This is a genomic window from Metabacillus sp. SLBN-84 (assembly GCF_053629595.1).
In genome coordinates this window covers 124,599-145,148 of sequence record NZ_JBRJIP010000006.1, presented here as the reverse complement: position 1 = coordinate 145,148, position 20,550 = coordinate 124,599, and the positions used below count along the sequence as shown (strand labels likewise).

At 50.9% G+C, this 20,550-nt stretch carries 23 protein-coding genes; 14 read left to right on the top strand and 9 right to left on the bottom strand.

The features are described 5' to 3' along the window. Positions 1-45: 45 nt before the first annotated feature. The 7 genes from RKD52_RS22250 (at position 46) to RKD52_RS22220 (ending at position 5,691) form a co-directional block, all read left to right on the top strand. Complete coding sequence (locus RKD52_RS22250; RefSeq protein WP_454101578.1) at positions 46-1,857, top strand: ATPase, T2SS/T4P/T4SS family; 1,812 nt, start codon at positions 46-48, stop codon at positions 1,855-1,857. A gap of 64 nt (positions 1,858-1,921) precedes the next feature. After that, positions 1,922-2,743: a hypothetical protein gene (locus tag RKD52_RS22245; protein ID WP_454101577.1), complete on the top strand. Its 822-nt coding sequence runs from the start codon at positions 1,922-1,924 to the stop codon at positions 2,741-2,743. 34 nt (positions 2,744-2,777) lie between these two features. Continuing rightward, positions 2,778-3,809: a hypothetical protein gene (locus tag RKD52_RS22240; RefSeq protein ID WP_454101576.1), complete on the top strand. Its 1,032-nt coding sequence runs from the start codon at positions 2,778-2,780 to the stop codon at positions 3,807-3,809. A gap of 134 nt (positions 3,810-3,943) precedes the next feature. Beyond that, positions 3,944-4,429: a hypothetical protein gene (locus RKD52_RS22235; protein ID WP_454101575.1), complete on the top strand. Its 486-nt coding sequence runs from the start codon at positions 3,944-3,946 to the stop codon at positions 4,427-4,429. 27 nt (positions 4,430-4,456) lie between these two features. After that, on the top strand, positions 4,457-4,690 hold the full coding sequence (locus tag RKD52_RS22230) for a hypothetical protein (protein ID WP_454101574.1): 234 nt from the start codon (positions 4,457-4,459) through the stop codon (positions 4,688-4,690). Positions 4,691-4,750: 60 nt separating this feature from the next. Next, positions 4,751-5,095 carry a hypothetical protein gene (locus RKD52_RS22225; protein ID WP_454101573.1) on the top strand — a complete coding sequence of 115 codons (345 nt, stop codon included), beginning with the start codon at positions 4,751-4,753 and terminating at the stop codon, positions 5,093-5,095. Between the two features lie 77 nt (positions 5,096-5,172). Next, on the top strand, positions 5,173-5,691 hold the full coding sequence (locus tag RKD52_RS22220; protein WP_454101572.1) for a hypothetical protein: 519 nt from the start codon (positions 5,173-5,175) through the stop codon (positions 5,689-5,691). Between the two features lie 34 nt (positions 5,692-5,725). Here RKD52_RS22220 and RKD52_RS22215 read toward each other — a convergent pair whose 3' ends face one another. The 7 genes from RKD52_RS22215 to RKD52_RS22185 all read right to left on the bottom strand — a co-directional run bounded on the left by RKD52_RS22215 (position 5,726) and on the right by RKD52_RS22185 (position 8,835). Continuing rightward, the gene (locus RKD52_RS22215) at positions 5,726-6,370 is read right to left on the bottom strand and encodes an SEC-C metal-binding domain-containing protein (RefSeq protein WP_454101571.1); all 645 of its coding nucleotides are present in this window, start codon (positions 6,368-6,370) and stop codon (positions 5,726-5,728) included. 106 nt (positions 6,371-6,476) lie between these two features. Then, positions 6,477-6,899 carry a hypothetical protein gene (locus RKD52_RS22210; RefSeq protein ID WP_454101570.1) on the bottom strand — a complete coding sequence of 141 codons (423 nt, stop codon included), beginning with the start codon at positions 6,897-6,899 and terminating at the stop codon, positions 6,477-6,479. 201 nt (positions 6,900-7,100) lie between these two features. Further along, entirely contained in the window at positions 7,101-7,472 is a 372-nt protein-coding gene (locus RKD52_RS22205) for a hypothetical protein (protein WP_454101569.1), read from the bottom strand. 256 nt (positions 7,473-7,728) lie between these two features. Then, the gene (locus tag RKD52_RS22200) at positions 7,729-7,860 is read right to left on the bottom strand and encodes a hypothetical protein (protein WP_454101568.1); all 132 of its coding nucleotides are present in this window, start codon (positions 7,858-7,860) and stop codon (positions 7,729-7,731) included. A 104-nt stretch (positions 7,861-7,964) separates the two neighbouring features. Further along, the gene (locus RKD52_RS22195) at positions 7,965-8,327 is read right to left on the bottom strand and encodes a hypothetical protein (RefSeq protein WP_454101567.1); all 363 of its coding nucleotides are present in this window, start codon (positions 8,325-8,327) and stop codon (positions 7,965-7,967) included. Beyond that, complete coding sequence (locus tag RKD52_RS22190) at positions 8,324-8,569, bottom strand: hypothetical protein (protein ID WP_454101566.1); 246 nt, start codon at positions 8,567-8,569, stop codon at positions 8,324-8,326. Before RKD52_RS22190 ends, RKD52_RS22195 begins: the two co-directional genes overlap by 4 nt. 74 nt (positions 8,570-8,643) lie before the next feature. Beyond that, positions 8,644-8,835 carry a hypothetical protein gene (locus RKD52_RS22185; protein WP_454101565.1) on the bottom strand — a complete coding sequence of 64 codons (192 nt, stop codon included), beginning with the start codon at positions 8,833-8,835 and terminating at the stop codon, positions 8,644-8,646. A gap of 266 nt (positions 8,836-9,101) precedes the next feature. Between RKD52_RS22185 and RKD52_RS22180 the strand changes: the two genes are divergently transcribed. From RKD52_RS22180 to RKD52_RS22170, 3 genes are read left to right on the top strand one after another with little or no spacing between them, the layout of a single operon-like run. Continuing rightward, positions 9,102-9,479, top strand: a complete 378-nt coding sequence (locus RKD52_RS22180; protein ID WP_454101564.1) for a hypothetical protein — start codon at positions 9,102-9,104, stop codon at positions 9,477-9,479. A 22-nt stretch (positions 9,480-9,501) separates the two neighbouring features. Further along, a complete protein-coding gene (locus RKD52_RS22175) occupies positions 9,502-10,569 on the top strand; it encodes a hypothetical protein (protein WP_454101563.1) in 1,068 nt (355 codons plus the stop codon). A 44-nt stretch (positions 10,570-10,613) separates the two neighbouring features. Next, positions 10,614-13,112 (top strand): DNA topoisomerase, encoded by a 2,499-nt coding sequence (locus RKD52_RS22170; RefSeq protein WP_454101562.1) that lies wholly within the window; start codon positions 10,614-10,616, stop codon positions 13,110-13,112. A 57-nt stretch (positions 13,113-13,169) separates the two neighbouring features. Here the strand turns inward: RKD52_RS22170 and RKD52_RS22165 are convergent, their stop codons facing one another. Together RKD52_RS22165 and RKD52_RS22160 are read right to left on the bottom strand one after the other, a co-directional pair. Then, positions 13,170-13,559, bottom strand: a complete 390-nt coding sequence (locus RKD52_RS22165; protein ID WP_454101561.1) for a hypothetical protein — start codon at positions 13,557-13,559, stop codon at positions 13,170-13,172. Positions 13,560-13,592: 33 nt separating this feature from the next. Then, positions 13,593-15,272: a DNA primase family protein gene (locus tag RKD52_RS22160; RefSeq protein WP_454101560.1), complete on the bottom strand. Its 1,680-nt coding sequence runs from the start codon at positions 15,270-15,272 to the stop codon at positions 13,593-13,595. A 1,087-nt stretch (positions 15,273-16,359) separates the two neighbouring features. Here RKD52_RS22160 and RKD52_RS22155 point away from each other — a divergent pair. The 4 genes from RKD52_RS22155 (at position 16,360) to RKD52_RS22140 (ending at position 20,499) form a co-directional block, all read left to right on the top strand. Beyond that, the gene (locus RKD52_RS22155) at positions 16,360-16,731 is read left to right on the top strand and encodes a helix-turn-helix domain-containing protein (protein ID WP_454101559.1); all 372 of its coding nucleotides are present in this window, start codon (positions 16,360-16,362) and stop codon (positions 16,729-16,731) included. Between the two features lie 44 nt (positions 16,732-16,775). Then, a complete protein-coding gene (locus RKD52_RS22150; protein WP_454101558.1) occupies positions 16,776-17,537 on the top strand; it encodes a hypothetical protein in 762 nt (253 codons plus the stop codon). A gap of 133 nt (positions 17,538-17,670) precedes the next feature. After that, a complete protein-coding gene (locus tag RKD52_RS22145) occupies positions 17,671-18,552 on the top strand; it encodes a hypothetical protein (protein ID WP_454101557.1) in 882 nt (293 codons plus the stop codon). Positions 18,553-18,582: 30 nt separating this feature from the next. Then, positions 18,583-20,499 (top strand): hypothetical protein, encoded by a 1,917-nt coding sequence (locus RKD52_RS22140; RefSeq protein ID WP_454101556.1) that lies wholly within the window; start codon positions 18,583-18,585, stop codon positions 20,497-20,499. Positions 20,500-20,550 lie beyond the last annotated feature (51 nt).

Genomic DNA, 20,550 nt, shown 5'->3' with positions numbered 1-20,550 from the left:
TCTGAATGTACGCACTTCACAGCCGATCAGCTGGAACAGTCGGGTGTGACTTTACGAAATAAAAACGGAAGGGTGAACAAGCATATGGCACTGGGAAGAAAACGAGAAGCGCAGGTGCAGCAAAAAATTGAACCGCATGAATTAATCAGCTCGGCTGAGGTCGAACAGATTCGGAAATCCCTGATTGAGAGCTATGCAGATCTTGTCGTGCAAGGGATGTTCGATCAGGATGTGCGTGCAAACCTTGAACGAATTGTAAAAAGGGAGTACAAGCAGGCAACCAAAGGCAATACAGATGTGATTGAATATGTCGTCCGGGAGACGATTGGAACAGGTGTCATCGAAGAGATCCTCCAGGACCAGTCGATCACAGACATCGGCTATAACGGGAAAGAGCTCATCATCGAAACGAACGACAGCAAGCAGAAATTCGAAACGAATTTTGAGATAACCGAGGCGTATATCGTGCGGATCGTCAACAAGTTCGCCAATGCCAACAATAAGGAATTCACGGCGAAAAGTCCGATCTTTGACGGCCGGTTCCAAAACGTGCGGATCAACGCCGTGCACGCTCAGAACACCGCACCGGAATCCGGTACGACGATGGCACTCCGTGTGGTGCGGCCAAGACTCGCCCTTACAAAAGAGAACTTCCAGGGCTTCGCCCCGATGTTCATGTATGATTTCTTTCGAGCAGCTGCCATCACGAAGGCGAACATGGTTATCTCCGGTACGACGGGGACGGGAAAAACGGAGCTTCACAAATTGATTTCAGGCTTCATCCCGTTCGATGACCGCATCCTCTTGATCGAAGATACACCGGAGACCTTCATGAAGGAAATGTTCCCGGATAAGGACGTGTACTCCTGGGTCACATCCGAAGGGGTCAGTGTCACCCAGCTGATTAAAGCGGGCCTCCGGAACCATCCGGCGTGGATCATGGTCACGGAGACACGTGGACAGGAAGCCTATGAAATGATCCAGGCGGTCCTCTCCGGACATTCGATCATAACGAGTCTTCATGCCGCCGAAGCGCGCGCGATCCCGTCCCGCTTTATCAACATGGCGAAGATGGGATATGAGCTGTCCGAGGAGGCGCTAAAGCAGGACATCCGTGAATATTTCAACTTCGGGATCCATATCCGGAAAGTGAAATACTACGGGCACGTCATCCGATACCTGTCGGAGATCATCGAGTTCCATCCGGACGGGGACCGCACGGTGTTCAAGCAGCGTTTTGTGGACGGCATCTTTCATTTTGAGACGTTCGATGTCTCCGATAAGTTCAAGGGAATGATGGAAGAAGCGATGGTCGAGATGAATTTTCCGGCGAACTTCAAATCCGAGCGCCCCTATAATCCGGAGAAAGATGCGCACACGTTCGAATCCACGATTCCGCTTGATAAGAACGGACGCCCGGACCATGCGAAAATCAAACGGATGGGGACGACCCTTGAAGTTCTGATGGGCCGGGAGAAAGCAGCGCTTAACCTGGACGAAGACGGAGTCGGCGTGGAGTACCGCACGAACCGGGACGGCTACATCGCACCGGAAGTTGGAACCTCTCCCGCTGTATCAAGTGCGGCAACGAGAAAGATTCATCAGGCGAAGCGACGGGTGAGCCAGGAAGAAAAGATGAGAGTGCGTCCGGCAAAGACCGACGCAAGGGATGCAGGAATCGATTCCGATGTCGAGCGCATTCTGCAGGACATCGGGGCGGAGGCGGCCCGTATGAGCAAGCCTGCTGAACGACAACCTCAACGCCCTGCGGCGAGTTCCAGGTCGGCAGCATCCGAACCATCGGTTGAAGACCTGGTGAGCAAGAAAAAACAGATGCTGAGCAAAGAGGACGTATAAGAGCGGATCAGCATCCGCTCTTTATCACGAAAACATGCACAGGGCATGAGAGGGGTGAGGGGTCGTGGCAATCGCGACAAAGAAGAAGAACTCAATGAACGTGGATGAGCTGCGGGCGTACCGGATTGCGTACGGCGGCAAGCTCGGGATAAAGGATTTTGTAAACTATGTGGGACTCCCGGCGGGATTGTTCGGGGTGTTTTCGTTCCTGCTCCTCTACAACGGCTGGGTGTCGGCTGTCTGTATCATCATCGGAGCGATTTATGGGATGACGTTTCTGCTGCCCCAGTCCATCCGGAAGCAGTACGAATACGAGGCGTTCAATCAGCGCAACAAGTTTTTGAACAACATCACCCAGGTGTTGACAGATGATAAACAGACGGTGTTGATGGCCATCCGGAAAGTCACCTCACGGTCGAACGGGCAGTTCAAAGAAGACCTGAAACGATTTCATGCAATGCTGATCGGAGCGGACAACGAGCGGATGCGCGAATCAATCATCTGGTTCAGTGACAAATACGACGACGATGTGATTTTCCTGCAGTATCTGGAGCAGCTGGAGACGGCCATGATCGAGGGGAAAACGAACACCGATACGTTAAAAGACATCAAGACCTATCACAATGACATCCGCAAGAAGCAGGATGCGTATGAAAAAGCGAAAAACGGACACCTGCGCGACATGAAGCAGCTGATTATCATAACGGGCATCCTGATTATCGCCCTTGCCGTGAGTTTCGGGTTCGATGTGTACCTGACGGCGTTTGCCCGCCACCCGGTGGGTTATATTTCAAGCGGGCTCTATCTGCTCATGCTGGCCTTGTTCTTCAAGCAGTTTGTCGGGTACCTGTTCGATGATTCCGTTATGGAAATCCGGAAAAAATAGTCATTCATTCAAACAGAAAGGGGTTGTGGAGCGTATGAGTCAAGCGACTGGTGCCGCAAAACTTCCGGATGCAGCTAAGCGTCCGGGGGTCAAAGTGACACGCAAGGAAGCCAAACAGGCCGATCTCATCAAAAAGAAGGAGCAGGCCCGCAAAGACAATCAGGCAAAGAACCGGGAGCGTGTTCGGAAAGGACAGAAAACCAAAGCTGATCCGGAGACAGAATCCAAGACGTCAATCTGGGAGAAGCTCGCAGAGGATAAGCTGTACCATCAATTCAGGGAGATGGGGGACTCCACCAAGAAGATCGATAAATTCCAGAAAAAACGGGTGATGTTCTCCCTGTTTGTCGTAATGCTAGGCTGTATGGCGGGTGCATTCGTCCATGTCTGGCTGTATCTCGCAGGGCCAATCTTTGGTGTGGTGTTCTACAAGATGCAGGCGAAGAAAGTCGAGAATTACTACAGGGCCTGGAAGTTCCAGCGTCAGCTGAACTTTTCGAAGTTTACGCGCCTGGTGATCCCGTATTTAAAGGCATCCGGCGGGACGGCGGCTCTGTATACGATCTTCAATAAAATCCTGCAGAGAACAGAAGACGAGTCCGACCGCCGCAGTCTGTACCAGCTAATGGGTGAAATGGGGGACAACCCCGAGAGCTTGGAACCGTTCACGGACTTCGCTGAGCGGTCATCAGGAACGGACATGAGTCACTTGTTCATGTCCACGATCTATGATTTTCAGCAGTCGACGTTTGACGTGTCGGTCATCGACGAACTCGGGCGAATGGCCTCTGAGGACATGATGAACGCCATTGATGAGATCATCGAAATGAAGCTGCGCCGGTTTGTAATGTTCCCGACCAAAGTCGTCATGTCGAGTTTTATCCTTGTGGCAGGTCTTGGTGTGGGGCTCATGATTGATAACTTCAAAGATCTGGACTTCGGCGGGGACATGATGAATCCTGCATCACAGGTACAAGAGGCAGAAGGCGAGAGTGCAGAGGCGGAGAAGAAGTCTTCTGAATCGAAAGAAGAGAAAGCGGACGATGAGGATGCAACAAACGAGTAAGAAACGCAAATCGTTTAACAATCATCACGGCGAATCTCCTCCAGGATGCCACAAAAAGGCGCCCTGGACGGAGAAACACGCTATAATAAAAATGGAAACATTTTACATCTCAAATCAGAAAGGGGCGAATGCGCATGCTTGAAGGAGCTGTGATGGAATACGCCAAGTGGTTCATCGGAATGATAAGCGTTATGTTTATCACGGTGGCTGTTGTGTTCATGTTCCGATTGAACGAAGTGAACAGCTTCCAGCAGGAGGCAAACTACCAGATTGAGCGTCACGGAGGACTTACGCAGGAAGCGAAAATCGCATTGAATGACAAGGCGAAGATGGCGTATGGCGGATGCATCGTCGACGGTCCGGATGACGGGGCGGAGTGCTTGCTTGAAAGCGACCGCAACGACCCATCCGTGAAATCGAGCGGATTTTTCATCCGTGAATACAAAACGGAAGACGGATCGTCCGTCTACTTCGACCGGGGTGACGAACAGGCCCGCTACGGAACAGCCATTCATTATGTCCTCACACGCCAGATTGGAAGCATCAACGGGTCATCGTTTTTCAAACCGGCTGTGACCGGGACGAGTTCGAGTCGCGTAAGAGGAACGGCCGGTGAATAATCGGTCGAGAGAGGCGGGAGACAGAACATGCTGGAAGCCAATACATTCAGGAGCATGATGCTGATTGGAGGCGTGATGTCGCTTGCGATCATCATCGCGTGCTTCTTCACGGCTCCGATGGTGCCGGTGGATGAACAGTCGAAGGAGAACTACGAGAAGGTCATGAATGCCGACTTGGGGGATGTGGACCATCTGACGGGGTATCAGGCGATCCTGTTTACGATTGAGGGTCGCACCCGGGGAGCGGTCGAGCATTACTAATGCGGGTCATGAATAACGCAAACCGTTACGGTTTGCGTTTTTATATGGGGAGGTGATTCAATGATAATTTTATGTCTTACGCTTGCCGTACTGGCGATCAACCATTTGATTATGCGCAACACGAACAAACGGCTGGTGCAACTATCGTCTCTGATTCTCCTCCCGGTCGTTCCGGCAGCGGCGTACGTGTGGATGACTCTCATTGAAGACGATATGATTTCTTGGTTCCAGCTCTATCAAAGCGGTTCGTTCCTTCATTTTTTGCTTTTCCTGCCGATTGTCATGGGGCTGGTCGTCTGGTTTTGTATTGTCTATTCGGCCGTGCTGGCGATTTTGCTGCTTGACTTCCTCGCTGTGCGGAAAACCCGAAAGAAAAAAGAAAGAAATTCACAGGGGGAACGGTGAATGCGATCAATCAAAAGTGGACGTTTATGGAATAATATGGTAATTTTATAAGAGACATACATAATGGAGGAATGAAGATGAGACAAACCTATAAAGTTATCATGGCCACAGCCCTTGCTGCATGCGTAGCAATACCGAGCGCAAGCGCTGCCGGAAATCCAGAACCGCGGGACCTGGAGAGCGAATTCAATTATTATGCGGATAAATATGTGACCAATGAGGCGGAAGTTTACCAAAAGGAAGACATCGCCTTGGACAAAAAGATCGAAACATCCATGCAGTATTCGCGAGATGAGCAGAGGTCATTGGAAAAACGAACCGAAAATCTGTATAAAAGCTACTCCGATCGGACGAGGGCGTATTTAAAGACCCAAAAGGATTGGAATGCGCCAATCGTAAAGGAGACGCTCAAAGGGTTCAAGCTGGAGATGGATCTGAAAATCGCACAAGAGCGGCTAAAAACAAAGGAACTGACGGCGAAAGCGGAAATTGATCGCAAAGTGGCGGAGAAAGAAAAACAGGAGAATAAGGACAATCATCGAAAAACGGTTCGCCTGTTCGATCAGATGCGTTACCTGGTGTCCAAATACTTTTAAATAAGAAGAACCGGCTCGTTTAAGAGCCGGTTCTTTAGTGTTTAAAGGGCTGTCCTGCATAGCGCTCTCTGAGTCCTCCAACCTTCAATGTGAGTCCCAGCTTGTCCCCGATTTCACAGGCTTCCCCCCAAAGTCCGTCTTTATGCTGCGGCCAGCCGTCCATATACGCACCAAATGTGGAGCGGGAGAGCTGTTCGTAAATTCGGTCGATCCGGGCGGCCTTCACACCGTAACGGACGTCCGATGGTTCACCTGTACTGAGGTCGATGCCGTTAAAGATCGGGGCCGAAAGGGCATCCCCCGTAGAGATGCCGGTCGCATTCGGACGATAGAGACTGCTGTCATAAACCTGGCCGTCTATTTCTACCCAGGAATGGCAGAATGGCACTTTGGCACCCTCTACCATTGCAAAACCGAGCCGTCGTTTCGTCTCGATGCCCTGCTCGCGCAGCAAGACGTACAAAATGCCAGAGATGGCGTGGCAAGCACCCCTCCAAGATTTCTTGATCGAATGGTCGAATACGGCAAAATACGTGGCGGTCAGTGTGTCCGAATGGAGAGACGCGGTGGTGAGCGCTCGTTGTTTCCACAGAGTGGTCGGGTTAACCGTTTGATTGATGCAGCATTTTTTGTACTTTTTTCCGCTGCCGCACGGGCAAGCATCGTTTCTCGTAATCATTCATCGTTCTCCTTCTCATAGAATGCTTCTACGTTAACGATAGCATAATAATTGTTTATTAGAGAGAAAAAAAAGACCAACCCGTAAATACGAGTTGGTCTTTTTCTTAGACTTCCAGTTCCGCTTCCTGTTCTTCCAGAGCGGGTTCTGCAGCACCGGATTTGTTTCGCTTGTCCGCGTATGAGCGGTCCATCAGGTTATAGATGTTCATGTAGCCCTTGTTTTCTTTGTATTCAACCGCCACAAGTTGTCCTTTTGCAAGGCTTGTGTAAAATTCTTCGAGCTTTTCTTTGCCTTTTGCGATAAAAGCACTCGCTGTGAAGAATTTTGTTTCGTCTGTTGCTTTATCGTAAGCGGCAAAACGGAAGACCGCCATTTTATTGTCTCCTTTAATTTCCTTGATTGTTGCAGGGCGTACCAGACGAGCCAACGTTTCCTCTGTTCCGCGAGCTTCGCGCTCTTTTTGGTATTTTGCCAGACGCTGTTTTTGTCCTTTTTCAGTTAATTCGTTAAATTTTTTCGCAGCCATCGTGATCGCTCCCTTTTTATAGTTGGATTCAGGCTTTTCACCGGCGGTGGGCTCACCGCAATGGTTTGAAAGTCTGTGAGGGGTCGGTTCTCCCTCTTCGTCTGATTGGCTGGCAGTGGTTACACTGCCTGGTTTTGAATCTTTTTCGTCTTGCAGAAAAAAAAAGCGATAAGCAGGAATCTGCCTATCGCTTTTTACTCTTTATTTCTTTTTGCGGCTGTCCGCGTACGAGCGGTCCATCAGGTTATAGATGTTTGTGTAGCCGTTGTTTTCTTTGTACTCGACCGCTACCAGCTGACCTTTTGTGAGGCTCATGTAGTATTCTTCTAATTTCTCTTTACCTTTTGCGATAAAAGCGCTCGCTGTGAAGAATTTCGTTTCGTCTGTCGCTTTGTCATAAGCGGCAAAGCGGAAGATGGCGAGTTTGTTTTCACCTGAAATCTCTTTAATTGTTGCAGGTTTTACAAGGCGGGCAAGCGTTTCTTGCGTTCCGCGCGCTTCTCTTTCTTTCTGGTATTTTGCCAGACGTTGCTTTTGACCTTTTTCTGTAAGTTCGTTAAATTTCTTTGCCATGATAAATCTCTCCTTTAGAGTGTTTTTATAGTTTTATTTGTGATGTTTCTTCACGTCTTTTACCGGCGGTGGTGAGCACCGCCTAGTTTGGACGATTGGCGCTCTGGCCTTTGTCACCCGTTTTCTCAGGCGTTGAAAATCGCCCCGGGGTCTTGCGTATTTAGTTTTCAAGGAGCGGATTCTGATCCTTTTCCTTCATCTCATTTACCGGCGGTGGTGAACACCGCGATGGTTTAATGATTGAGAGGTTTTCGTGTTATTCGGACTCACCTGTAATGCGGAATTCGGTCGGCATCGCTGCATTCAGGGCGTCGTCCGGGCTGTCCGCTTCGACTTCGATGGTCACGCTTGAGCCGTCTATGAATTTGACCTCTATATCAAACGTCATGTTGAATCTCTCCTTTTTTCGTTCTCTATGCTGTTGGCTGGCGGTGCAACGTCGCCGCCTCTTGTAAGGCAATAAAAAAAACGGAGCGAAATCGCTCCGTTTGACTAACGTTTTTTATTCATAGATTGCAAGGCATTCCCGGCACACATACCGAGCCAGTCTATTTCTTTTATTCTTTCTGTCATGTTAATGAATGATTGAATCGAAAGGTCGACCTGTCCTACATAATAAGGACTCTCTTCACCGGTGGAGCCGCAAATTTTCGTCATCTTAATGGCGAGCCCGTCGATGCCGAAATAGTGGGTTTCTCCTTTCTCGTCGGTCGTTGTGCGGGTGATGTGGTTGTTGAGCCACACATAGGTGTAGCCGTCGATTTCGACCTCTCCCCCTCTCTGCAGGTGCTCGATCAGCATTCCGATTTTCCGTCCGATTGAGAGGCTGTTCGTCAGTGTCCGTTCTGCATTCATGCGTTATCCACCCTTTCTGTCTTGAATGCCTTTAATTCATTCAGATCATCCAGTAAGTCTTCAAGTACCGCGACCCGGCCCTCCCAGTATCCGCGGTCCCATCCGCCGTGTTCGGTGATGACCCCTCCGTTATCTTTGATGCCTTCATGTTTTTCATTTGTTTGCTTGGCACGGCGGCGAGAATGACCCAGCTTATTCTCGGTTTTACGAATCACCGCGTCCAGATTTTCGATTGGTTTCATAGAGAATCACGCTCCGATTTTATTAGTTTAATAAAAGAAAAAAAGCGATGTGTGGTTCACACATCGCTTTTGGGTCAGGCTTTTGTCACGTAGTAGCGGCTTTCTGCCTGTACGCGATTGATTTTGAGTAAAGTACAGATTTTCGCAAATCCTGCTGTGACGATATTAATCGAATCGTCCCCTGTATGCTCAAAACGCAACACCGTGTTGTCATTGACTGAACTGCGTACTTCTACCATTTCGATTGATTGATTGTTGTTTTTCATATTTATCCACTCCTATTAGGATTATTTGTTATCGTTTTCGTCTTCACCCGTTTTCCCGGCGGTGCCTGCCACCGCGTGGTTTGAACGGATTTTGCGTCTTTTTCCTTCACGCATTGAATCGCCCGGTGTGCCGGGAATGGTTTGACGTCACGGTTTTTTGTTGCACAAGAAAAATAGGTAAATTCTTTCCAAAACCTTGTACGTACAGCGTTTTACATGTAAAATAATACTTACATATATTTCCAATTACAAAGGAGTGAGCGAGCATGCCAGCCAATACCGGTGCGCAAAAAGAAGTAAGTCCACTCAGGGCTGCACCTCGGGCAAAGAAGACCGACCGTGTCAACATGAGGCTTTATCCGGAGGATTACAATTACCTACTCCACTGGTCAGAGCGATTTGGGATGGATCAAACAGAGTTCCTCATTTCAGCGATGTATCACTATGTGAAATGGCGGAACCAGGAGTACGATCTGCCGACGGCTGAAATCCAGCGACTGAATCAAATGGTCGATGCGGTACACAACCTTGTCGTTAGCCATGAGCATCTGGAAAAGTCCGTTGTGAACGGGTTCGATGCGATGCTCGGCATCATCCGAGGTGACAATTACCTGGTCGAAGAGGAAGACGGGGAGCTAACTTAAATCAGAAGGAGGTGAACGACATATGTCAGATTTTGATTTCAATCTCGACATTGAGGCTGAGCTTGCCGGGATAAGGGGCCACAAGGAAAAGGTTTCAAGGCAGGGAGAGAGCAGGCAGCCGGAACGAAAAAAAACCGCACCGCAGGTGCAGCAGGAAACACCGAAACTTGAACACGGGGGTGGTACATCTTCTGGCCGACCCGAGCCGGAAGAACCTGCTCTCTCGCACTCACACGGCGGAGAGGACGCAACATCCTCACAAAAAAAGAAGTCGGTTCAACCATCCGGTGCAGTATCACCGGTTGACTGGAAGCGATTTAAGACCCTCCCGGGGATCTTCGAGCATGTCGGAGGGGACCGACCGGTCCGTTTAAATCCAGACATCAAGAGGTTGAAAGTATCGGGGATCCCTGAGCCGATGCTTGCCGCCGTCCAAAAGCGGCTGAAAGAAAAGCACACAGGGGCGGTCGTCGCCTTTCCGTGGGGTGAATATGAAATCACAGAGAAAAATCGGGTGTTTACGACGAAGGCATCGCTTCTCCGGTATCTGATGTTCGATGCGTTCAGGGACGAAGCCGGCACGCACATCCAGTACGCCAAACAATGGATGGTGCTGCAGCATCCGGTCTTTGACCAAGGTTTTAATCCCGATACACATTTAAGTCAGGCCAGCGATGAGCTGGACATCTACACACTCTTGTTCGTTGCTCACACATCCGAGGAATACCGGGAGGAGCCGGAGAAGGTTTCGGGATCCGAACTGGACTATCAGACCGCAGAGCGGATCGGGATGCTCAACATGGGAATGGGTCGCCTTCTTGATAAATTGAACGAGCAGGAAGCGATGTTCAGGACCTACACCGAGCGGAGCACCGTCCTGCAGACTGTGACGCTGCTTGACCGGATGGGGCTTCTCGCAGGCGGCCTGCCGAGGGATGTCGGGGAATTGATGCGGGTGCTTGCGTCGAACCGGAAAGCGCTCGCAGAGACGGATTTGGTGGTCTCCGGGCATATCCAGGCAGAAGAGGAGCGGAAGAAGACGCTCGCAAGACAGGAGCGACTGAGACAGATGCAGAACCGGGCGCTTTAAGGCCCGTCAAATAAAAAACAAGAACAGGGGAGAGGTTGACGCATATGACGTACTTACTATTGGCAGAGAAACCGAGTGCCGCGAAGAACTTCGCGAAAGCGCTCGGAGGGATGAACGGCACGTATGACGGACAGGCATATCAGGTTCAGTCGCTTTATGGCCACATGCTGGAGTTCGTGGAGCCCCATGAGATGGTCGGAGACCGTGAGAAGGTGGATTTTCAGTCCTGGGAGCCCGGCACGATGCCGTGGGACATCCGTCAGCTCAACTGGAAGAAGCAGGCGCAGAAATCAAAAAACATGAAAACCGGAAAAGTGACGAGTAAAGCCGGTGCGATCTCAGACGTCAAGAAAGCGGCCAAAGGTGCGAGCGCCATTGTCATCGCGACGGATAAAGATCCGTCAGGGGAAGGCCAGCTGATCGGATGGGAAGTCATTCAGGCCATCGGCTGGACAGGCCCCGTGAAGCGCATGTACTTCATCGACGAGTCTGAAAAAGAGCTCCAGAAGGGATTCAAAAACATTCAGGATCTGCCGAGCTATGACAAGGACGGCGAATATGTGAAGGCGAACGTTCGGAGCCAGTGGGATTTCATTTCCATGCAGCTCACACGTCTCTCGACGCACGCTGCACGCTCTAAGGGCTACGGTGTGGTTGTACGGCAGGGTCGCCTGAAATCCGTCATGACCAAGCTCGTCGCCGACCAGCTCGCGTTGGTCAAAGCCTATAAGAAAAAGCCGTATTTCGAAGTCAAATACAAAGACGAAAACGGCAACGTATTTTCCCGAAAGTTCGATGAAGACCGTGATACCTTCCGTTTTGACAGCAAAGCGGACGCGGAGAAGGACAAAGCGGCATATGGCCCGTCTGCTGTGATCGAGGACTCCAGGACCCGCAAAGAGACGGCTCCTGGAAAGCTGCTTGACCTCGGGGGACTCGCATCGATCCTCGGCACGAAAGGATTCAAGTCCAAAGAAGTGCTCATGACGTATCAAAAGATGTACGAAGCGAAAATCGTGAGCTATCCAAGAACCGAAGACAAGGTCATCTCACTCGAACAATTTAAAGAGATGCTGCCGCTTGTCGACAGGATCGCAAGCGTGGTCGGGGCTGACACATCGCTTCTCACGCACCGTAAGCCGCGCCCGACACACGTAAAAGACGGCGGAGCACATGGTGCGAACCGTCCTGGGACGGTCGTACCTGCGTCTCTCGATGCGTTATCAAGCTATGGTCCGAGCGCGAAAGCGATTTACGAGACGCTCGCAAAGAACTTTCTGGCCATGTTCGGGGAAAATTACGTGTATGACAGCATCAAAGGGCATATTGAAAAGCATCCGGCGTTCACGGCCACGGTGAGCGTCCCAATCGACCAGGGGTTCAAGGCGATCTTCGATGCGGATAAAGAGACGAACGATGAAGATGGGGACGATGTGACGAGTGTCGGGCTCGGGAAAAACGGGGCGGCGATCGTATCTGAGGGTGTGAACAAAAAGCCGCCGCATCCGTCTCACAAATGGCTGGAGAAGCAGCTTTCCAGGTACGAGGTCGGAACCGGTGCGACAAGGGTCAGCACGCTCAGTGAAGTCACGAACGGACAGACCGCCCTTCTCACAGATACAAAAGGGAAGCTCGACTTGACCAAGATTGGAGAGATTGCGGCTGTGCTCCTTCAAGGGTCACAGATCGGTGATCCGGGTGTCACGGAGAAGCTGTTCAAGGCCATGAAAGACGCGGGCGATTTCAAGGTCAAACCGCACGCCGTGCTGGATACCGCGACGGATTTAATCAAGCATGACAAAGAGGTGTTTTACCGCAATGCCGAAACGTTAAAAGCCTCGGTCGGTGCGCCTGATGCGTCGATGCAGCGTCAGTCTAAGCCGAAAATGCAGGGGATTTACAAGCCGACGGGGGAAATCGTCCGTTTTAACAAAGAATGGGGCGGGCATATCTTCGGGCCGCCTGAGATCGAAAAGCTCTTGAACGGCGAGACGATTTCGTTCCAGGCCAAAAGCGAAAAGACCGGCAAAGTGTACACGGTCGAAGGGTCACTCGGCCAGGGAGAATACAAAGGTCGTCCGTTCTGGGGATTCCAGCGCAAAGAAGCGGACAGCTACACGCGCGAGAGCGCCCCGTTCCCTAAAGAGTGGTCCGGGTATACGTTCACAAAGGACGATCAGGCGAAAATGCGCGCCGGTCAAAAAGTAAAGATTCAAGCCGTGAGCAAGAAAACCGGAAAGCCGTTCGACGTCATGGTGAGCTTTGAGCTGCGGGAGTTCAAGGGCAACAAGAGCTGGGGGATCGAACCGCACTTCGAGCCGCGTGAGGATCCAACGAAGCTGACACGGGCGAACGCTCCGTTTAAAGCAGAGTTCTCCGGCTACAAGCTCACGAAACAGGAAGTCCAGGACCTTCGGGCAGGCGGCAAGGTCATGGTCACAGCGAAAAGCAAGAAGGGTAAGAGCTTTACCTGCAATCTGTCCCTTGAACTAAAAGAATACAACGGTAGTAAGTTCTGGGGGCTTGAAGCCCACTTCGGGTGATCGTGCCGTCTGAATAAAAAAAACCGCAAAGCGCATGGGCTTTGCGGTTTTTGTTGTTCAGGGTTTCCGGGTTGTAAGGGCGCTCCGGGATTCGTCCGGTCGATGGTATTTCAGGATCGCATAGATATAGGGCAGAGAATCAAACCAGAGCGGCAGCCACAAGGTGTCACCGTTTTTTAATCCTACGGCGAGGCGGAAATACCGGACCGATACGCGCTCGACCTGATAGAGATTGATCGTGCGCTTTTCATTCGGGCGCCTGTGGATCAGGCGGTGCCCCTTTAACTGGAGCACCTCCCCGCTTGGGATCATGCTTTTCTTTTCAAAATACTGGTCCAAAAACGCGTCGTTTGCATACATCCTTGATTTCGCCTCCAGGTGTCGTTTCAGCCCTTGATGAGCCAGGATGGCAGCGATCAGCCATGCGATAAGCAGCCACAGGATCATACATCCCACTCCTTTCGGTTTTATAAGCCTGAATCAGTTCCGGACGATGCCGCGATACTTGGATTTCCGGTCGAAGTCCCGGATCTTCTGTACGTTCGTTCCGCTGTAGGTTCCGTGTACCCACGGGGAAGGAGCGCCGTTCCGGTATGGTTTATCGAGCCCGTATTCCGTGATGAGGGGTTCGTCGTCATCCATCTTGTTTCCGGTGCGGATGTTGGTCTTGTCCGCCCCGATATGATTCTCCCATTCGCCGTCCGCATCAATGATCGGTGACAGCTGGTCGAAGAACGTCCGCTGGCCAATCAGTGTGCCGCTCGGGTTGCTGCGCTCAAACCATTTCTGGTACAGGTCATACAGAAACTGCTTAGGAATCAGATCCCATTTAAACTCTTCACGCAGCTCGTTCCAGAAATCGAGCACCGGATTGTTCTTCTCGCGGTACTGGTCGAGCAGGTATGCCGATGCCTGCGGCACGATGAATTCGTCAAACTCAAGCGACAGCGCCTTGTGCAAGACATATTCCAGCACCTCACGACGGGCGATGTAGTCTGATTTGATATAGCTTTTCTCCCCGTTGTTTGTGAACGACTTGATAAACGGGACGATAATCAGGCGCCGGTAGAACGAACCGGTTTTATCTTTGGTCTTCGGCAGGCCGTTCATCATCTGGATGTTCAGTCCCCGGAACTGCATTCTGACCGGGTCTTTATGCTTCCGGTTGATGATGACGTCATCGCCTGTAATGCTCGCTTTGTAGTCCTTGACCGAATCAATGTATTTGTCCACGTCGTTCTCGTCGGCGATGTTCGCGGCCACACCGAGCAGATCCTGTTTCTTGAATTCATGATTGAAGTCGATCACAGAGAGTGAAGAATAATTCCCTCTCCCGAGCAGATTCTTGATGAGCTGACCTACCGTTCCTTTTCCGTTGTTGCCGGATTCAGAATAAAACCAGATTGATTTGTTCCGTCCACGGTTCGGCTGCAGACTGGCGGCGATCACTTGCCATAAGAGCTCGTTCACCTCCGGTGTTACAGAAAGTCCTCCAAGCCATGAATCCACGTCCCAGTGCGATCCGTCCGCTTCCTGAATCGCGGGGTTCTTGGCGTGCGGATCATAATCCACGTTGATTTTCGTGAGGAATACGTATTCTTCTGTGAAGGGTTCGAGCTTCCCCGAATGTTGATTGTAGATACCGTTGTTAACAGGGAAGAGGTGGGCGTCTGTCGTCGTGCCGACTTCCGGTGCGTACGTATTGATAAAGGCCAGTGCTTCTTCGATCTCCTTTTGACGGATGTCCTCGGTGATCTGCCTCATGATGTAGGCGAACAGCTTTTCACTGGTCGAGTAGATGCCTTCGGGGTTTTGGAACTTCGAGCCCTTCTGCCACATGATGTCATCCCCTGTCACGTAAAGCCCGAGCGTGCCGCTGTCCGCCTGCTTGGACGTAGCGATCGACCGGAACGTGAACATGTGCAGCAGGATCGCGGCGATTTCGCTGAATTCAAGGCGGTCCGGTACTTTCCGGCGGAGACGGGCGCTCACGCCCAGGTTGTCTTCTTCCACACTCGCGATTTTGGCGAACAGCGCGCTCTCTCCGATCTGTGTAAGAATCTCTTTCGTCGGATCAGCGGGCTTTGGGGTACCGTCTAAAAACGATTCCAGCCACTTCGCCATCTTAGGTCGGTCCGCCTGATAGTGCGGTCTTGTCATGACACTCTCCTCCTCTGCGATTCTTTCATTCTTCTATTCTTTTTCATGGATTCTCTCCTTATCTATTCTCTTGTAATCTTGTGATTGGTCGGTGGATGGCGGGGGTTTGTCAGGAAGGGGCTTCTTCTTCGCCACGACACGGATTGGCGCTCGGAAACTCTTTGAGGAACCAAAAAAGGGTAAACACTCAAGCATACAATAAATGGAAATTAATGTCAATAGAGTCCCGTCGCTCCGGCTGTCCCAGATTTTTGGGACACGGAACGGGATTCCATGGGGTCTTAATGGCACAAAGCCAGTCACAGCAAGGGTTTAGGGGGATGATTTGGCGTGTCCCAGATTCGGTTTTCAAAGTAGGGACACGGGCGTATGTTTTACAGAAAGAAAATGCCGGAAATCGAGGCACATCAAGGGTTCACGCCTGTTTTGGCGTGTCCCAGATTCGAAATCGCGATTTTGCCTCTTTTCCCGACCTCTGAGCCCTGTTCAATCCAGTCATACCAACGGTTTTCGAGGTTTACGAGTCGGTTTTTCGTGTCCCAGCGTGTCCCAACTTTTTTACGAGATTTCCTTGCATGGACGCAAGTGCGATGGATTGTTTATGCAAAAAGATGAATAAAAAAAGGCGTCAGTAAGGCGTCAGGTCACAAGAATCAAGGGGGTTTGACCTGGAAATCGCCTTTTTTCTGGGACATTTCGGGTTTTTCTGGGACAAATCACGCCATTCCAGGGACAAACGGCAGTGAATCTGGGACATTTTTTCGAAATCTGGGACACCTAAACCCTATTAAATCAAGGTTTATAGACTCTCTTTCTCTTTTTGTCCCAACTATATTTATAAAAAATATAAAGAGATGCTCTGCTCCTGTATATGAACCTGTTGAAAACCTGTGGATAAGGGAGCGCAGAAAATAAAAGTTTTTGTTGTTTGAATCTGGGACACTCCAGCAGGGGAATAAATTTTTTTTGTGACTCATTAAAAAAGGATTTTTTTACCAAATTTAAACAAAGTGCGTAGAACTATTTTACATATAATGGTATAATTGGAATACAATAACCAGTTTATGGAAGGGAGGTAAAGGAAGACATGCCCTCTAAATTAACACCGTTTGGTCAGATCACACGCAGGATCCGATTGGAGCACGGCGAGTATCTAAAAGACATGGCTCTCCATCTAGGCGTAAGTCCTGCTTATCTGTCAGCCGTCGAGCGTGGGCTGCGCAACGCACCCCAAGACTGGGTCGCGAGGCTCCAAGAGGCATACCATCTCACCCATGACACGGCCGAATGTATCAAGCAGGCCCTGATGGAATCCCGCACGTACGGCAAGCTCGATATTTCGCACCTGACATCGGGTGAGAAGACCATGATTGAATCACTTGCAGGTCAGCTCTCCACGTTCGACGATGGGGAGCGGCATCAGCTGCAAAAGATGCTCGACCGGAGGAAGGGTGTCTGATTGATCCGCGAAGTCCCATTCCGTAAAAAAGGAGGTTTGATTCGATGTCGTTTCTCGTACCGTTCCGTCCGACCGGCGTGCCGCTCAGTGTGCCAAAAACCGATGCGTCAGAACCGGATCCATACATACAAGACCATGAAGCAGAATACGTCCATATGTCACTGTGGAACAACGAGGCTGCGCGCTTTAACCGCATCTGGTCCGGATACCGGTTCACAGACGATGAGGTCGCCCTTTTGATGGCGGGGTATGAGATACGAATCAAAACGGCCTATACGGATGGCATCGTCGGGTCTCTCGAATGGCAGGAGTATGGTGGCCATGAATACTTTGGGTTTGCTCCTTGGGATGCGGCAAGCTATGAGCAAAAGGATGCACCGTTTCCGCTCCAGTGGAACGGTCACGTCTTCACAGGAGAAGAACAGGAGATGCTGCGCAGCGGGGAACGTCTGCTGCTGGTGTGCGAATCAAACCGGAGCCAGGCTGCCTATGCGGTGAATGTATCGTTCGGCTTCATCCCGGAAAACGGACCGTATCCGTCCCGGTGGGGGATCATTCCCCATTTTGAACAGTTCGGGGAAGAGGCGGAGCAATTTACCCGAACGACGTGCGTGTTTCTTCCGGTGTTCAGCGGCGAGCGGCTCAGCCATTCAGAAATCAGCCGTCTGCGTGATGGGGGGAGCATTTCGTTCAATGGCATCAGCCGCAACGGAAAACCGTACCGGTGCGAGCTTTCCCTGGAGCTCGATCGCGCGTCCGGAAGGTGGAGACTCACCCCGGATTTTCACCGTGAAAACCGGAGGTAAACCCTTCGCAAATTGTTACAATAACACTGTGTACTCAACGTTTTGTTTGTGATATACTATATTCCATAATCTGCCATATGTTCGGGGTTCCGATGGGAGAATGGCAGATGCAAAGAGAGAGGAGGGTTTCCGTTTGGCGAAAACACGATTTAAAATACCGACGAGCCTTGACGTTTCGTACTTCGATATGGAATTCAACGTCAAATCTAAAAACGGAGTGGGGTTGAATCGGCCAGTGTCGGCCAAGACCATCCTGTTTACACTCCTTGCCGCATTCGGCTGGTTTTACCTGGTGTTCCAGTCGTTCATCGGCAAAGGCGGCATTCCGATCATCATCGGGTTCACGATCGCCTGGGTTATCCTGTCTGTGCTGCTTGTACGGGCGGATAAAACCAATCGCACGGGTCTTGAGCTGGTGCTGTCGATGATAAATTACCTGCCGAAAAGCGGACGGTACGTCCCTGTGCGGATGTCAGACACCGTTTATCCGCTACAGTATCTCTTGAACGTGAGGGATGTCGACCCGGAAGACGGACGCATCCACTTTTTGGACGGACAGGTCGGCCATTGTTACCATATCGTCGGATCGGCGTCCGCTCTGATGTTCGAACAGGACAAACAGATGATTCTCAATAAGGTCGACGCGTTCTACCGCAAGTTGCCAGTCGGAGTCGAAGTTATTTACGACACGGTTTATGAGGGACACTCGGTAGATGAACAGCTGGAGGCCGTAAAAGAGGCGAAAAAGGCACTGGTCGTGAAATCGAAGGGTCTGAACGCCCTGCTCAAAGAGCAGCACGATATTTTGAAATATGCGATCAACAACAATCAGGGTCTGACCTCGCTCCATCAGTATCTTGTGGTCCGAGCACCATCTGATGCGGCACTCGCCGAATTTGAGAATCTGCTGATTGGTGATGTGGAAGGGGATGGACTGATGTTCCGTCTGGCAAAAACCTTGAATTATAAGGAAATGGAGCGTTATTTCGGTTCGTTTCTTGGATCACACAAATAAAAGACAAAGGATGAGAAAGGGGGATGGAAGATGAGTGGTGCACCTGCAAGAGGTCTCAGCAACCTAATGAACAAAAACAAACGGCGCGAAAAGGAAACAGGCGCAAAGCAGGACGAGAAGTTGAGGATTCGTGATTTTCCGCTGTTCCGGGCGATCAAACCTAAATCGAAATTTCTATTCCGCTCGGATTATTTCCAGGTGGACGGGTCATATGCGACGGTGCTCACGGTTCTTCATCGAAGCGAAGCGGATGATAACCTCGGGTACTTCTGGGGGATCAACCTCATTCCGCGTAACATCGGAAATGATGTGAGCGTGCGCCGCATCGAGCATGTCGGGCGCATGAGCGAGTCTTGGGTCGAACAGCACCAGGGTCGAGCAGAAGGACTCTTGAATAACCAGGCGAGCGAAACGGAGCGGGATGGTTCCCTCACGGCCCGTCAAAAACTCAGCAAGAAGCAGCAGCAACTTCTGGACATCGCACATGATCTCATGAACGGTTCCAGCTACCTGCGCGTCGCAATCCGGCTTCTCGTCAAGGCACCGACCCTTGAGCGGCTGGATGATGCGGTGAATAAGATCAACCGTCAGTACAAAGACCGCTTTGATACGATCTTTGCCGCACCGTATGTCGGGGAGCAAAAGCGCGAGCTTGCGAATCTCTTAAACAAAGTAGAAAACAAGATGGGGCGCAACTTCATGTTCACTTCGGCCGAGTTTGCCGGAAATTACAGCCTCGTCACACGGGGAATCGAAGACCCGAGGGGCGAATACATCGGCCAGATGGAAGGGGATGTGAACAACTCGGCTGTCCTGATGGACATCGACCAGTACGATTCACACGTCGTCATTGCCGGGAAAGCCGAAGCTCAGACGCTCAGCAACTGGGACTTCAAAGGGCAGCGCGGCGTCGATGTGTGGGGTGCGAAGCTCGGCATGAACGCCCTTCTCAGAAACCGCCGCGTCGTTCATCTGGTCTTAAACAGGGCGCATGTGGGCGAGATTGGTGTGGATTTATCCGACGTCACATCCAATGTGGACATGACGACCGGTGACATCAATCCGTTCGAGCTTTTCGGAGACAAAGAAAATGAACTGAGCATCTTCCCGGCCCACCTGGAGAAGATGGCGATCATGCTCGAACAGCTACAGCCGATGACCGACGAAAAGCGTCCTCGCATCAAGGGCGCTCTCCAGGAGGTCATGAATGATTTCTACGTCGATAAGCGGATGTGGTCACGAAACGCACAGGAAAACAGGCATGCGCTAAGACTCGTTGGAATCCCGCACAATCAGGTTCCGAAACTTCCTGAGTTCCAGGCGTATCTGGACATGGAATACCATGCACAAGTGCAGGCTCGGAATAAAGATCCGGAGGTCATGAACGCGTATGGGTTCCTCCGTACGGCGTTTCGAGACATGATGGACTCGAACGGGGATCTGTTCAACACGACGACTTCAACCAAGATCGACCGGGCCGCCATCTCCAATCGCGTGATTTATGATTTCAGTTCCCTGATTAAACGAAGCCGTGGCGTCATGATGGCTCAGTTCGTCAATGCGCTCGGGTTCGCCGTCGGCAATCTGTCTCAAGGCGATGTGGTGATTCTGCACGGAGCAGAACAGCTCGCACCGGGCATCAAGCAGTATGTCCGGGACCAGTTCGACCAGCTTCACGACAATGGTGTGCGGGTCGTCCATATTTATAACAGTGTCGACCGGATGCTTGCTGACCGTGCATTCAACCAGTTCGAGAGTGCAGATTACACGCTCCTCGGTGGGATGACAAAGGCGACAATCGAAGAATATGAAACGACGCTCAAGCAGGAGGTGCCGATTGCACTCAAAACCCTGCTCGAACATAAAGAGCGGTACCGGTATTATCTTCGCCGCGGGTTCGATAACGTGGTGTTCGCAAGCGACATTCAGATGGGACTTAGTCGTTAAGTATTACGTAATATGAAACAGTTTTCATAAAACTATTATATAAAGAGAAAG